This window comes from Salegentibacter flavus, from assembly GCF_900115145.1.
GTDB lineage: Bacteria > Bacteroidota > Bacteroidia > Flavobacteriales > Flavobacteriaceae > Salegentibacter > Salegentibacter flavus.
On sequence record NZ_FOVL01000001.1, the window covers coordinates 51853 to 66797 of the forward strand.

A 14945-nucleotide genomic window follows, 5' to 3' on the forward strand; every position below is an offset into this window, starting at 1 on the left:
GCTTCGTTGTAAAGAATTTTAATAATTTTATCTTTACCAAAACAAAACTATGCTTTCTTTCTTCGGAAGATTACTCAGTACCAAAAAGCCCCGGGAAGAAGAAACGGACCCCATGAAGAAATTTTTGATCGTTGGCCTCGGGAATATTGGCCCAAAATATGAAAAGACCCGCCATAATATAGGATTCAAAATTCTTGATTTCCTGGCAGAAAAGGAAGAGATCAGTTTTAGCACCGATAAACTCGGCGATATCGCCCGCTTTAAATATAAGGGAAGAACCTTTGTGCTCTTGAAGCCTTCCACCTATATGAATCTTAGCGGGAAAGCTGTTAACTACTGGCTTCAGAAGGAAAAAGTTCCGTTGGAAAATTTGCTGGTTATTACCGATGATCTTAATCTCCCTTTTGGAACCATTAGGTTGAAGACCAAAGGCAGCGATGGCGGCCATAATGGCTTGAAAGATATTCAGAATACTCTGAATACCACCAAATATAATCGGTTCAGGTTTGGAATAAGCGATGAATTCTCCAAAGGGCAGCAGGTGGATTATGTGTTGGGAGAATGGGGGGAAGACGAACTTAAGAAACTTCCCGAAAGACTTGAAAAATCGCGTGAGCTTATAAAATCTTTCGGAACTGCCGGAGTGAACAACACTATGAATACTTTTAACGGAAAATAATCAGGCTGTGAAAATACACAATGGAGCTAACGCCTTTAGCAGCGAGCGACAAACAGTAGTTACCATCGGTACCTTTGATGGGGTGCATGCTGGTCACCGAAAAATAATAGAACGTTTAGTTAATGCTGCCGAAGCCGGGAACCTGGAATCGGTAATTCTTACCTTTTTCCCGCATCCACGGATGGTTCTGCAGCAGGAGTCTGATATTAAGCTTATCCAAACCATCGAAGAACGAAAACAGATACTTTCTGAAACGGGAATAGATCACCTTGTAGTGCATCCTTTTACTCATCAGTTTTCGCGGCTTACTGCGCTGGAATTTGTGAGAGACATCCTGGTAAACAAGCTTAAAGCCCGCCGGGTAATCATTGGTTACGATCATCGTTTTGGACGAAACCGCACCGCCGATATCACAAACCTGAAAGAGTTTGGCGAGCAGTTTGGTTTCGAAGTTGAAGAGATCACCAAGGAAGAAGTAGACCAGGTAGCGGTGAGTTCTACCAAAATAAGAAAAGCTTTGCAGGAAGGCCGTGTAGAACGCGCTAATAGCTATCTACAACAGCCGTTCTCTCTGTCTGGGACCATAGTTAAAGGTCGTGGCCTGGGAAAAGATTTTAATTATCCCACGGCAAATCTTCATATCGCTGAAGAGTATAAACTCATCCCTAAAAATGGGGTTTACGTAGCAAGAGCCGAAATTGACGGAGAAATATTTTTCGGAATGATGAATATTGGAACCAACCCTACCGTGGGTGGAGAAGAAAGAACTATTGAAACCTTCTTTTTTAATCTCGACAAAGATCTTTATGGAAAGAGGCTTACCATTGATATGCTTATTAGAATAAGAGACGAAAAGAAATTCGATTCTGTGAATGCGCTTAAAAACGCAATGAAACAGGACGAGGCTTTTTCAAAGCAGTACATCAAAGACAACTATGCTGAATAGATGGCTTTTTAAGCGGATAGATAATTCGGCACTCATTGTTTTCAGGGTGTTTTTTGGTCTGCTTATCACCATCGAAGCCTGGGGCTCTATCTGGACGGGTTGGATAAGCCGTACCCTTATTGAGCCACAATTCACTTTTAACTTTATAGGTTTTGAATTTCTCCAACCTTTGCCCGGAGACGGGATGCTTTGGTATTATGGTGTAATGGGGCTTTTTGGGATTTTTGTGATGCTCGGTTTCAAATACCGGCTGAGTATGTTTGCTTTCGGAATTATGTGGGCTTCGGTTTACCTGATGCAAAAATCCTCTTACAACAACCATTACTATTTGTTGATGTTGCTTTGTATGATCTTTGTCTTTCTGCCGGCCCATCGCTACTTCTCCATAGATGCCTGGCGGAATAAAAATCTTAGGAGTATATCTATGCCGCGCTGGGTATGGCTGGTGATCGTGCTTCAGCTATGGATCGTTTTTACTTACGCTGCAATAGCAAAAATGTATCCCGACTGGCTGGATGGGACGCTTCCGGCAATTTTAATGAAAAGCAAGCAGGATTACTGGCTTGTTGGTGAGTTCCTTCAGCAGGGATGGGTACGTTATGCCATTGCTTATTTCGGCTTATTATTCGATTTGCTCATTATTCCAGCCTTGTTATGGAAAAAAACAAGGCTTCCGGCTTTTCTGGCCGCGATCTTCTTTCACCTCTTTAACAGCCTTATTTTTCATATCGGGATATTTCCTTATCTCTCCCTGGCTTTTAGTCTTTTCTTTTTTCCTTCAGAAAAGATCAATAAGTGGTTTCTCTTCCGCAGAAAACCGTATTATGATGGCGATGAGGTCATCGTGCCTAAATACCGAAACCTGATCGTTTCCCTTATTTCAGGCTGGTTCATAGTGCAGATCTCTTTGCCTTTACGTCACTGGTTTTTTAAGGATAATGTGCTTTGGACGGAGGAAGGACACCGATTAAGCTGGCGTATGATGCTGCGCTCCAAGAGCGGAAGGAGCACTTTTAAGTTGGTAGAAAAAGGCACAACCGATACTATATACGTGAAAAAATCTGACTATCTCTCGCGAAAACAACTTCGGGCGATTAACTCCAAACCAGATATGATATGGCAATTCGCACAACGCTTAAAAGAAGAATATGCAGAACGAGGAAAAGAGATTGAAGTCTATATTGATTCCCGGGTGAGGGTGAATGGCCGGCCTTCGCGACAGTTTATTGATCCCAAAGTTGATATGGCTGCGGAAAAATGGCAGCATTTTAAACATAAAGACTGGATTTTACCTTCTAAATTAGACTAAAACTTTTCGGGGCTTTTGTTACATTTGCTGGTTCAAACCGGTAGAAACGAAGCTATGTTACAAGTCAATAATATCAGGGATCACAAAGAACAATACATTCAAGCATTGGCAAAAAGAAATTTTGAGGCCAAAGCTGTTTTTGAGGAGGTTTTAGAACTCGATGAAACCCGCCGAAATACCCAAACCAGGCTCGATGATATCCTGGCAGAATCTAACAGGCTTTCAAAAGAGATTGGAAAAATGTTCAAAAATGGCGAACATCAAAAAGCCAATTTGATCAAAGAAAAGACCGGTAAATTAAAAGAAGATTCTAAAGAGCTTTCAGAAAAGCTTACCGCCACTATTCAGGAACTGGAGCAATTGCTTTATACCATTCCAAATGTGCCTCACGAATCTGTGCCGGCAGGAGTTTCTGAAGAAGATAATCAAGAGATTTTCAAAGAAGGAGAAATTCCGGTGCTGGAGAAAACAGCTCTGCCTCACTGGGAGCTTGCTAAAAAATATGATATTATAGATTTTGAACTCGGGAATAAGATTACCGGGGCTGGTTTTCCTGTTTATAAAGGTAAAGGCGCCAGATTGCAACGCGCACTCATCACATATTTCCTTGACAAGGCTACTGAAGCCGGATATACCGAATTCCAGGTGCCTTTAATGATAAATGAAGCATCAGGTTTTGGAACAGGTCAACTTCCAGACAAGGAAGGCCAGATGTACCATATGGCTGAGGATAACCTTTATATGATCCCAACCGCCGAGGTTCCTATCACCAATATGTTTCGCGACAATCTTTTAACCGATAAGGATTTCCCCATATCGTGTACCGGTTATACTCCCTGTTTTAGAAGAGAAGCCGGTTCTTACGGAGCTCACGTTCGCGGACTAAACCGCCTTCACCAGTTTGACAAGGTGGAATTGGTAAGAATTGAAAAGCCTTCAGATTCTTATGTGGCTTTAGATAAAATGGTAGAGCACGTAAAAGAGTTGCTTCGGGATCTCAAATTGCCTTATCGTATTTTACGTTTATGTGGTGGTGATCTTGGGTTTACTTCGGCTCTAACCTATGATTTTGAGGTCTTTTCAACTGCTCAGGATCGCTGGTTAGAAATAAGTTCGGTGTCAAATTTTGAAACATTCCAGGCTAATCGCTTAAAACTTAGATATAAAAATAAGGAAGGGAAAAAAGAACTGGTTCACACCCTAAACGGTAGCGCTCTGGCTCTGCCTCGTGTTCTTGCCGGAATTCTTGAGAACTACCAAACCGATAACGGGATTAAAATCCCTGAAGTTCTAGTTCCTTATACCGGCTTTGATCTTATAGATTAAACTCCTGGATTTCACCGGAAAACGAGTCAAATCCTTATCTTTACAAGATGCGGAATTTGCTTTTTATAGTCGCTTTTTTATGCGGGGTCTTTCAATTGAATGCCCAGTCTCAAGAACTTGCGCGCAATTTCTTTGACCAGGGAGAATTCGAAAAAGCCCTGAAGATTTACCAGCAATTAGCGAAAGAAAACCCGGGGAATCCTGTTTTTTTCTATGGCGTGATATCTTCTTTCCAGCAATTGGAAAACTTCGATGCTGCAGAGGAATTGCTTCGGGAAAAGCTTGAAAACACGGCCAATAACCCCAATCTCCTTATAGAACTTGGTCATAATTTCGAATTAAGGGAAGATCCCAAAAAAGCTGATGAATTTTACAAAGAGGCCCTGGATGCTATAAATGCCCGGCCCAATTTCGCCTACGGCATAGCCAGGGGTTTTGAGAAATATAATTTACTGGATGAAGCGGCCCAGGCTTACGAAAAAGGCATGGCGCTTCACAGCGATCATAATTTCAATCTTCAGTTAGCAAGGATCTATGGCGAACAGGGGAAGATCGAAGAGATGTTTGATAATTATCTTGATCTTATTGATGAAAATCCAAATCTGTTCCACGTGGCCAACCGGGAATTTGGTCGCTATATTTCAGAAGATTCCGGAGCTGAAGCGAATATGATCTTTCGTAAATTATTGCTGAAAAAACTTCAGGAGAATCCGCAGGTTTTTTATAATGAAATGCTGGCGTGGTTATTCATTCAGCAGAAAGATTTTGATAAAGCCTTTGCTCAACAAAAGGCGGTCTATCGCCGCGGAGAAGCGGGTTTGCAGGATATTCTTAACCTTGCTGTTCTCGCTGAAAGAGCGGGTGATTCGCAGGCGGCCAAAGAAATCGTGGCCTATGCCATAGAAGAAGCGCCTTCAGAAAATATCGTCTTACAGGGAAAGCGATTTCTACTGAACCTGGCTGGCAAGGATGCCACTACAAATTTTAAAGAGATCGAAAAGGAATATCAGGCGCTTTTTGAAGAATTTGGACTCGATCTAAAAACACTCGATCTTCAGTTGGATTATGCAGGCTTTCTTGCTTTTAAGGCTGGGGAGCGGGAGCAGGCAATTGAACAACTCAGGGAACTATCAGAAATAACCCGATCCAATTTCGATAAAGCCCGGGTAAAAATGGAACTGGCAGATGTGCTGGTTCTGGAAGAGAAATTCAATGAAGCTCTTATCTATTACTCCCAGGTACAAAACCTTATGAAGAATGACGCGATGTCCCAACAGGCCCGTTTTAAAGTAGCTAAAACCAGTTATTTTAAAGGAGATTTTAAGTGGGCTAAAACCCAGTTGGACGTTCTTAAATCTTCTACATCTCAGCTAATCGCTAACGATGCAATGGAACTTAGTTTATTGATCGAAGATAATTCTATTGAAGATACAGCTCAGGTGGCATTAAAAAAATACGCCAGGGCCGATCTTTTGGCCTTTCAGGGGAAAAATGAAGCTGCCATTGCAATTCTGGATGAGATCCTTGCCAATCATAAAGGAGAGAAAATAGAAGATGAAGTCCTCTTTAAACAAGCACAACTCTACGAAAACATTGAAGAATTTGAGAAGGCTGAATCCAATTACCTGGAAATTATCAGACTTTTTAATACTGATATCCTTGCCGATAATGCTAATTATTACCTTGCCGAACTCTATGCGAAGTATCTGGATAATCCGGAAAGGGCAATGGAATATTACGAGCAAATTATCTTTAACTTTGCCGACAGCATTTATTTTGTAGATGCCCGTAAAAAATTCCGTCGCCTTCGGGGCGATACCATCGAATAAAATATTCCCTATGTATATCTATAATGTCACCATAAATATCGAAGAGTCTGTTCACGAAAAATGGCTGGATTGGATGAAAACCGAGCACATCCCCGATATGCTGAAAACCGGGAAGTTCACAAAAGCTCTTATGACCCGTGTTATGGTAAAAGAAGAAATGGGAGGAATCACTTACTCTGTGCAGTATACTGCACCAGATAGGGAAAGCCTCCAGAATTATTTTCGGGAACATGCTCAGGACCTGCGCTCCCGTGGAAAAGCCTTTGAAGGGAAAATGGTGGCTTTTCGTACTGAACTTGAGGTGATCACCGAGCAGGAGATTAATTAGAAACACCGGTATATAATGGGGAAATTTCGTAAAAAATATACAGCTCACTTTTTAGAATCTGAAGTTAGAGCAAAAAAACACCTGGGACAGCATTTTCTTACCGATGAAAATATTGCTGAAAGGATTGCAGATACTTTAAGCCTCTCGGGTTATAAAAAAGTACTTGAAATTGGTCCGGGAATGGGTGTGTTGACCAAATATTTACTGAAAAAGGAAGCTGAGGTTCACGTAATAGAGATCGATACCGAAAGTGTTACTTATCTCCGGGAGAATTATCCACAACTTGAAGGCAGAATTCACGAGAAAGATGTTTTGAAGTATGACCTCTCTCAAATTTTTGGTGAGGAGCCATTCGCTGTAATCGGGAATTTTCCATATAATATTTCAACCCAAATCGTGTTCAGGGTTTTGGAAATGCGGAACCAGATCCCCGAATTTTCAGGGATGTTCCAGAAAGAGGTTGCCAAACGCATTTGTGAAAAGGAAGGTAATAAAACCTACGGAATCCTATCGGTTCTGGTCCAGGCCTTTTTTGAAGCCGAGTATCTTTTTACGGTTCCTCCTTCGGTTTTTAATCCGCCGCCAAAGGTAGAGAGTGGAGTACTGAGGTTAACCCGAAAGAAAAACCAGAAATTAGCCTGCGACGAAAAGCTTTTTTTCAGAATCGTTAAAACTGCATTTAACCAACGCCGGAAAACTCTTAGAAATAGCTTAAAAAGCTTCAATTTACCCGATAGTTTAAGGGAAGATACTATATTTGACGAGCGTCCTGAGCAACTGGGCCACGATGCATTTATTGAATTGACCTTAAAAATTCAGCCCTATGCAATTTCAGATCAGCAATGAGTTAATAGAGAAAATTAAATTCCTCGTAGAAGAAAAGAACAACGAGGAACTTCTTTTGCACCTGGAAGACGTGCACCATGCCGATATTGCTGAAATTCTTACCGAGCTAAGCCTGGATGAAGCGGTTTATGTGGTTAAACTGATGGATAGCCAGAAAACGGCCGAGGCTTTAATGGAACTTGAGGAAAACGTTAGAGAACGCATTCTCGATACCCTTACTCCTAAAGAAATTGCCGATGAGCTGGAGGAAATGGATACCGATGACGCGGCCGATATCATTTCTGAACTTTCTCTGGAGCGACAGCAAAATGTTATCGCCGAAATGGCCGATGAGGAACATGCCGATAACATCGTTGAGCTGTTGCGTTATGATGAGGATTCTGCCGGAGGTCTTATGGCAAAAGAACTCGTCAAGGTTAACGAAAACTGGAGTGTTACCGGCTGTATGACCGAAATGCGGCAACAGGCCGAGAATGTGACCCGGGTTCACTCTATTTATGTTGTAGATGACAAAAATAAATTAAAGGGTAGATTATCTTTAAAAGATCTTCTTACCGCACCAAGCCGCGCCAACATTAGCGATATTTATATTCCCCAGGTTGATTATGTGAATGTTCATACCGATGGGGAAGAAGTAGCCCGAATAATGCAGAAGTATGACCTGGAGGCTATTCCTGTGGTAGATGAAATGGGCCGTTTGGTAGGTCGTGTAACCATTGATGATATTGTAGATTTCATTAAGGAGGAAGCTGAAAAAGATTACCAAATGGCGGCAGGTATCTCTGAAGGTGTAGAAGCCGATGACAGTGTATGGCGTCTTACACGTGCCAGATTGCCTTGGTTGGTACTGGGGCTTTTTGGAGGTTTAGGGAGTGTTTATGTGATGCAGGGTTTTGAAGAGGCATTGGCGAAATTTCCGGTTTTATTCTTTTTCACCCCGCTAATAGCGGCGATGGCCGGGAATGTGGGAGTACAATCCAGTGCGATAATAGTACAGGGACTTGCTAATAATAATCTTAGAGGCAGCCTCTTTAAGCGACTCTTAAAGGAACTTAGTCTCAGTCTTATTAATGGAGTAGTCCTGGGTTTATTAATAATACTTTTTGGGCTTATTGTAGGCCAGCCACAATTAGTGAGTCTATCTATAGCTCTTTCATTGCTAAGCGTTATTATTTTAGCAGCCTTAATTGGGACTTTTGTGCCTATTATTCTCGATAAGCGAGGTATTGACCCAGCAATTGCAACAGGACCTTTTATTACCACCAGCAATGATATCTTAGGGATATTTCTTTTCTTTTACCTATCTAAAGTTATTCTTGGTTTTTAGAATACATATACTATGAAAACTATCAATATACAAGAGAAGCTTACCAAATTTAGTGAGCACTGGCATCCGCATCAAATTGCAGTAGTTAATGATATGCAGGTCTTACTGGCAAAAGTAACCGGAGAATTTGTATGGCATGTACATGACGAAGAAGACGAGCTTTTTCAGGTAATAAAAGGCAAACTTTATATTCAATTTCAAGATAGAACAGAAACTTTGGAAGAGGGAGAAATGTTGATGGTTCCAAAAGGGGTGAAGCATTGTCCCAAAACAGATGACGGGGAAGAAGCACATATTATGCTCTTTGAAAAACTCGCTTTAAAACATACCGGGAATGTAGCCAGTTCCTTAACGGTAGAGGACTATCCTAAAATATAATCATTGCTGAGAATTTGAGGCACAGAATCAGTAATTGAAATTATGCCATTTTTCATTCTCACTAAGGATATCTTCGGAAATTTTCTCCTTTTCTATTTATCAAAAATCAAGCTTGGTTTTTAGAACCTCCGGCCTCAATCTTTCACGGTTTCGGCATCATTCTTTATCTTTGTCTGTTGCATTTGCAACTTCAGAAGAAAGCTTCTGAAAGACAGATGTTTCATGATTTTTTCAGAATTAAAATAAATTAAAATGATCATATTGCACGCCGACACCAATCACCCAACTCTTATAAAACAACTGGAGGAAGCCGGACACCATAATATTGAAGGCTATACCCAAACCAGGGAAGATACCCTGGCTAATCAGCATTTATATGATGGAATCGTGATTAGAAGCCGGTATACCATCGACAGGGAATTTATAGATGCGGCACCAAATCTGAAATTTATCGCGAGAGTTGGCGCCGGTCTTGAGAGTATTGATGTGGAATATGCTAAAGAGCACAATATAGAGTTGTTCTCTGCTCCTGAAGGGAACCGAAATGCAGTAGCCGAACATTCTCTGGGAATGCTATTATCCCTTTTCAATAAGCTGAACAAGGCCGATCGCGAAGTAAGAGATGGACTATGGCACCGGGAAGAAAACCGAGGCCTGGAACTTGACGGAAAAACCGTAGGAATTATAGGTTATGGAAATATGGGAAAGGCCTTTGCCAAAAAGCTGAAAGGTTTTGAGGTGGAGGTACTTTGCTATGATATAAAGGAGAATGTAGGGGATGAAAATGCAAAACAGGTCTCCTTTGAAGATTTTGCCAAAAAGGTAGATGTTGTTAGTCTCCATACTCCCTTAACCTCTGAAACTAACCAGATGATAAATAAAAAATTCATCGGGAAATTTAATAAACCCTTCTGGTTTATCAATACCGCTCGCGGAAAATGCGTGGTTACCGAAGATCTGGTTGAAGCGCTAAAAGATGGTCGAATTCTGGGCGCAGGCCTGGATGTTTTGGAATATGAAAAAGACTCTTTTGAAAGTCTTTTTTCAAATAAGAAGAATATCGCCCTTAGCGTAGAAAACAATATTCCCCAGGCTATGCAGGAGCTAATGTTTTTGCAAAATGTTATTCTTAGTCCACACGTTGCCGGGTGGACGGTGGAATCTCATGAAAAACTGGCCAGTGTTATCGCAGAAAAAATAATCGGAAAATTCGGGAAAGGAGATAAGAAATAGTATTTCCCGGAAAATTAAAATAAATGAAGGTCTGCTTTGAGAATTATTTCAGAAAGCAGACCTTTTAGATTTAATATCTTAATTATTCTGGCTTAATTCAATCAGCGCCGATTTTATAGATTCTTCGCCTTCTAAAGCTTCAAAAGCCATATTCTTGGCCAATGGATCAGCCAGGCACATTACCAGTAAGAAAGCCACGTCATCACGGGAGATCTCTCCCCGTTCTTCGAGTTTTGGCGCAATTTTCACTTTGGCGAGCCCAAGATCATCATTTAAGGCTCCTGGTCTCACAATGGTGTAAGGAATACCGCTATCCACAAGATAATCATCGGCTTCTTTTTTGGCATTTAGGTAATGTTCCAGATCCTTATTTTGAGAAGGATTATCGGTTCCCATCGCGCTAAGCATGATGAATTTTTTTACCTTGAATTTTTTCGCTGCATCCACCATTTTTTTCGCGCCTTCCTGATCTACGCTGGTGGTTTTGTCAGGACCTGTTTTGCTGCCTGAACCAGCCGCAAAGATCACCCGGTCTATCTTTTTGAACGCGTGTTCAATATCTTTTTCGAGATCGGCAAAAACAGTTTCGACTTCCATATCATCGAAAATCTGCTTTTGTGATTCATCCCGAATCATTGCGATTGGCTTGAAATTTTGAGTATTGTTAAGGATTTCTATTACCCTTTTTCCTGTATGTCCTGTCGCTCCTGCGATAAGTATCCTTTCCATAATATTTTAATGATTTTTCGTAGATCTTGAAAGATAAGGATGAAATAAAAAATTCCCTAAAACAAGTTTCAGAATAACATGAAATTAACAGGGGTGGGGCCTTGGTGTTCGTTTTAATTACGCGTTACCCATTGAACGGTGTCCCGGGTTATTTGCTTCAAAAGAATTTCTTTATCTTTTTCCAGGCTGGCTATCGCCGAGTCATTAAAATGCCTGATGGTGTAAAGGGAAACACCCGTATTATATTTCACCCTGAACCTGGCTTTTAAATGCTGAATAAGCTTCTCGAGCTGATTAAATCTGTTATCTACACAAACCGAAAAACTGATCGCTGAATTCTGGATGAGATCTACTTTCATCTGGTAAAGATGAAAAAGCCTGAAGATCTCACTGATGTTTTCTTCCACCATAAATGAGAAATCAAGGGAAGAAAGTGAAATGAGCACCAGATTTTTCTTTACGATGAAGCAGGGGATTTCAGGTTCTATCCGGTTTCCTCTCCTTATTGAAGTGCCATTGCCATCAGGTTGAACAAAGGATTTGACGTAAAGTGGAATCTCTTTTTTCTGAAGGGGTTGCAGAGTCTTTGGGTGTATCACCGAAGCTCCATAGAAGGCAAGTTCAATGGCCTCTTCGTAAGAGATCTGGTTTAGCAGGGAAGTTTGAGTGAACTCCCGTGGATCGGCATTAAGTACTCCGGGTACATCCTTCCAGATGCTCAAACTCTCAGCGTTAAGACAATATGCGAAGATCCCTGCAGTATAGTCACTGCCTTCCCGGCCAAGGGTAGTGGTGAAATTATCAGCATCTGAAGCGATAAACCCCTGGGTGATGTTTACCTGGTTTCTATCAATGTTTTTATTGATGGCTTCCTGGGTTTCTTCCCAGTTTACCTGCGCATCGCGGTAGGTGCTGTCGGTTTTAATTAGGTCCCGGGCATCAATCCAGGTATTCTTAAAGTTATGAGTATTTAGGTATTCGCTAACAATGTTTGAAGAAAGCAACTCCCCATAACTCACGATCTGGTCATACACATAGTCATAGCGATTGGATTTATTATGCTCCATAAAATTCCGGATTTCCTCAAATAAACCGGTTATTTTTGAATAAACCGGATGGGAAGTTTCGGGGAAGAGTTCTCCTGCAATTTCCAGATGTGAATTTTCAATCTCCTGAAGTTCTTCCGGAATTTTTTGTTCCTCTAAGTATTTTGCGACAATTTTTTCAATGGCATTAGTGGTTTTCCCCATCGCTGAAATAACGATAAGGAGTTTGCCGTGGTCTTTAGAGGTTAATAATTTTAATAGATTTTTTACGGCTTGAGGATCTTTTACTGAAGCTCCTCCAAACTTGTATATTTTCATTCTAGTTTTTCAACGTTTTTCTGGATTCCGCTTTCGTCCATATGCACGGTGTACCAGTTTTTCTTTATTTCGGCTCCGGTATTTTCATAGAATTCGATTGCATTTTTGTTGCCTTCAGAAACCACCCATTCCACACGTCTAACGCCATTTTCATAGGCATATTTTACCACCTGATTATAAAGAGCCCCACCAAGTCCGGTACCACGCATTTTTTTGCGCACAATAAGGTCTTCGAGATGAACGGTACGACCTTTCCAGGTAGAGAAGCGGAAATAAACCAGGGCCATTCCTTCGATTCTACCCTTAACATCGGCCACAAAGCATTTAAAGTGTTTCTCCTCAAAACCCTCCTTTATTAAATCGTCCAGATGTATCTCTACCTCATCGGCAGCATTTTCGTATTGGGCCAGTTCTTTTATAAGTTCAAGAACCGCTGGCATATCCTCGCGTTTGGCTTCCCTGATATTGTAATCGACACTCATAATTTCTGGTTTTTAAGTTGGTTATTATTCAAAATTAGGAATAGATTTATTAAATATACTGTGGCTTAGCTTTAAATTAACGTGAGTTTCTTAGATATTCGTCCATGGCCTGTTCATCCATTTGCACAGTGCACCAGTCGTCGAAGACAAGAGCTCCGCTTTTGGTATAGAAATTTTTTGCCGGTGTATTCCAGTCCAACACCACCCATTCGACCCGTTTCACGCCTTGTTTTTTAGCATATTCGATAACCTTGGTGTAGAGGGCTTTTCCCAAACCTTTCTGCCTGAATTCTTTTCTAATTACCAGGTCCTCAAGATGCACGGTCTTTCCTTTCCAGGTTGAATAACGGTAATAACAAAGTGCCATTCCCTCTATTTTTCCGTTAACTTCAGCAACAAAACAGATAAAAGATGGATTTTCGCCAAAACCATCTCTTTTAAGGTCTTCAGCTGTGAGTATCACTGCGTCGGGTTCTTTTTCGAATTCGGCAAGTTCCTGGATGAGCTCCAGAACTGCCGGCATGTCTTCGGGAACTGCTTTTCTAATAGTATAGTCCATTTCGTATTTTATTTAAAACAAAAGTACAACTTGAAATATATAATATACGAAAACGTTGTAGCTAGTGTTTATTTTAAATATTTTTGACGAACCAAATCAAAAATGATGGCTAAACAATATCAAACCCTTGGGGAATTTATAATAGATAATCAAGCAGATTTCCCTTATTCTTCTGGAGAACTGTCCAGATTGATCAATTCCATACGTCTTGCGGCAAAAGTGGTAAACCACGAGGTGAACAAGGCCGGGCTGGTTGATATTATCGGGGCTTATGGAGAAACCAATATACAGGGAGAAGACCAGCAAAAACTGGATGTTTATGCCAATCAGAAATTTATTCAAACCCTTACCAATCGCGAGATCGTTTGTGGGATAGCTTCCGAAGAAAACGACGACTTCATAACAATTGCCGGTTGCAACAACGATCACCAAAATAAATATGTGGTCTTAATGGATCCCCTTGACGGCAGTTCTAATATTGATGTGAATGTTTCCGTGGGAACCATTTTTTCTGTTTATCGCCGGGTAACGCCTATAGGCACTCCGGTAACCAAAGAAGATTTTCTCCAACCGGGGAATAAACAGGTGGCTGCCGGCTATATTATTTACGGAACTTCTACGATGCTGGTTTATACCACTGGTCATGGGGTGAATGGTTTTACCCTGAATCCGGCCCTGGGTTCCTGGTATCTCTCACATCCGGATATGAAGTTTCCTAAAAACGGCAGCATATATTCTATTAACGAGGGTAATTATGTGCATTTCCCGGAGGGAGTAAAAAAATACATAAAATATTGCCAGGAAGAAGAAGAAGACAGGCCTTATACTTCCAGGTATATCGGCTCCATGGTTTCTGATATTCATAGGAATATGATCAAAGGCGGAATATTTATTTATCCAAAAAGTTCAAAAGCCTTTAATGGCAAATTGCGGCTGCTCTATGAATGCAATCCCATGGCCTATATTATTGAACAGGCCGGAGGGAAAGCCAGTGATGGTTTTTCCAGAATTATGGACATCCAACCAACCGAGTTACACCAGCGGGCCCCATTTTTTGCAGGGAGCAAAAATATGGTGGAAAAAGCCGAAGAATTTATGAAGAAATTCCAGTAGAATAAATCCAGGTTTAAATTAAAAAATCCCTCTTTTGGGATTTTTTATACTTTATCTTAAGTTGATATTAATCTTTTCTGTCAAGAAGTAATCTATAGTCTTCAAAACTTATTTGTCCTGTAAAGATCTGGATAGAACGTTTTATGATAGCTTCAGAAGCCTCGCTGGAAAAGCCTAACCCAATAGCGTAACGTTTAATCAGTTCCTCTTCCTCACGGTCTATATTATTATCGGCAAAGATAATCTTGAAAAGATCATGCAGGCGCTCCAGGCGCTGTTCTACACTATTGCAAGGGTTAACATGGAATTCCTTTGGATTTCTAATTACCGTTTTATATTCCGTTTCATTAATGTCCATTTTTTGGGCAAAACGTTTTAAAAGAATTTCTTCCTGTTCATTGATCTCTCCATCCACACTTGCCAGGTTGACGATGCAGGCAAAATGGTTAATGTTTCGGAGATGTTCCCCTGATCCGAATAAATCTGAAATTGACATT

Annotated in this window: 16 protein-coding genes; 11 read left to right on the forward strand and 5 right to left on the reverse strand. The window is 40.9% G+C overall.

Annotated features, from left to right (window positions below; genetic code table 11):
- The first annotated feature begins 49 nt into the window (after nt 1–49).
- The 10 genes from pth (at nt 50) to BM266_RS00320 (ending at nt 10201) form a co-directional block, all read left to right on the forward strand.
- On the forward strand, nt 50–679 hold the full coding sequence (gene pth / locus BM266_RS00275; RefSeq protein WP_093404405.1) for an aminoacyl-tRNA hydrolase: 630 nt from the start codon (nt 50–52) through the stop codon (nt 677–679).
- A gap of 7 nt (nt 680–686) precedes the next feature.
- Nucleotides 687–1625: a bifunctional riboflavin kinase/FAD synthetase gene (locus BM266_RS00280; RefSeq protein ID WP_093404408.1), complete on the forward strand. Its 939-nt coding sequence runs from the start codon at nt 687–689 to the stop codon at nt 1623–1625.
- Nucleotides 1615–2934 (forward strand): HTTM domain-containing protein, encoded by a 1320-nt coding sequence (locus BM266_RS00285; RefSeq protein WP_093404411.1) that lies wholly within the window; start codon nt 1615–1617, stop codon nt 2932–2934. Before BM266_RS00280 ends, BM266_RS00285 begins: the two co-directional genes overlap by 11 nt.
- 54 nt (nt 2935–2988) lie before the next feature.
- Nucleotides 2989–4260 carry a serine--tRNA ligase gene (serS, locus tag BM266_RS00290; protein WP_093405282.1) on the forward strand — a complete coding sequence of 424 codons (1272 nt, stop codon included), beginning with the start codon at nt 2989–2991 and terminating at the stop codon, nt 4258–4260.
- 47 nt (nt 4261–4307) lie between these two features.
- Nucleotides 4308–6089, forward strand: a complete 1782-nt coding sequence (locus tag BM266_RS00295; RefSeq protein ID WP_093404413.1) for a tetratricopeptide repeat protein — start codon at nt 4308–4310, stop codon at nt 6087–6089.
- Nucleotides 6090–6099: 10 nt separating this feature from the next.
- Complete coding sequence (locus BM266_RS00300; RefSeq protein WP_093404416.1) at nt 6100–6417, forward strand: DUF4286 family protein; 318 nt, start codon at nt 6100–6102, stop codon at nt 6415–6417.
- A 15-nt stretch (nt 6418–6432) separates the two neighbouring features.
- Nucleotides 6433–7263 (forward strand): 16S rRNA (adenine(1518)-N(6)/adenine(1519)-N(6))-dimethyltransferase RsmA, encoded by an 831-nt coding sequence (gene rsmA / locus BM266_RS00305; protein WP_093404418.1) that lies wholly within the window; start codon nt 6433–6435, stop codon nt 7261–7263.
- Nucleotides 7241–8590, forward strand: a complete 1350-nt coding sequence (gene mgtE, locus BM266_RS00310; protein ID WP_093404421.1) for a magnesium transporter — start codon at nt 7241–7243, stop codon at nt 8588–8590. Before rsmA ends, mgtE begins: the two co-directional genes overlap by 23 nt.
- Before the next feature lie 12 nt (nt 8591–8602).
- Nucleotides 8603–8968: a cupin domain-containing protein gene (locus BM266_RS00315; RefSeq protein WP_093404423.1), complete on the forward strand. Its 366-nt coding sequence runs from the start codon at nt 8603–8605 to the stop codon at nt 8966–8968.
- A gap of 252 nt (nt 8969–9220) precedes the next feature.
- The gene (locus BM266_RS00320) at nt 9221–10201 is read left to right on the forward strand and encodes a 2-hydroxyacid dehydrogenase (RefSeq protein WP_093404426.1); all 981 of its coding nucleotides are present in this window, start codon (nt 9221–9223) and stop codon (nt 10199–10201) included.
- Nucleotides 10202–10279: 78 nt separating this feature from the next.
- Here the strand turns inward: BM266_RS00320 and BM266_RS00325 are convergent, their stop codons facing one another.
- The 4 genes from BM266_RS00325 to BM266_RS00340 all read right to left on the reverse strand — a co-directional run bounded on the left by BM266_RS00325 (nt 10280) and on the right by BM266_RS00340 (nt 13335).
- Complete coding sequence (locus BM266_RS00325) at nt 10280–10930, reverse strand: SDR family oxidoreductase (protein ID WP_093404429.1); 651 nt, start codon at nt 10928–10930, stop codon at nt 10280–10282.
- Between the two features lie 113 nt (nt 10931–11043).
- Nucleotides 11044–12294: an aspartate kinase gene (locus tag BM266_RS00330; RefSeq protein WP_093404431.1), complete on the reverse strand. Its 1251-nt coding sequence runs from the start codon at nt 12292–12294 to the stop codon at nt 11044–11046.
- Complete coding sequence (locus BM266_RS00335; RefSeq protein ID WP_093404434.1) at nt 12291–12776, reverse strand: GNAT family N-acetyltransferase; 486 nt, start codon at nt 12774–12776, stop codon at nt 12291–12293. The genes BM266_RS00330 and BM266_RS00335 overlap by 4 nt, the downstream gene beginning before the upstream one ends.
- Before the next feature lie 76 nt (nt 12777–12852).
- Nucleotides 12853–13335, reverse strand: a complete 483-nt coding sequence (locus tag BM266_RS00340; RefSeq protein ID WP_093404437.1) for a GNAT family N-acetyltransferase — start codon at nt 13333–13335, stop codon at nt 12853–12855.
- A gap of 105 nt (nt 13336–13440) precedes the next feature.
- Here BM266_RS00340 and fbp point away from each other — a divergent pair, with 105 nt between their 5' ends.
- On the forward strand, nt 13441–14448 hold the full coding sequence (fbp, locus tag BM266_RS00345; protein WP_093405285.1) for a class 1 fructose-bisphosphatase: 1008 nt from the start codon (nt 13441–13443) through the stop codon (nt 14446–14448).
- Nucleotides 14449–14515: 67 nt separating this feature from the next.
- Here the strand turns inward: fbp and BM266_RS00350 are convergent, their stop codons facing one another.
- Nucleotides 14516–14944 (reverse strand): tellurite resistance TerB family protein, encoded by a 429-nt coding sequence (locus tag BM266_RS00350; RefSeq protein ID WP_093404439.1) that lies wholly within the window; start codon nt 14942–14944, stop codon nt 14516–14518.
- Nucleotide 14945: the final 1 nt, after the last annotated feature.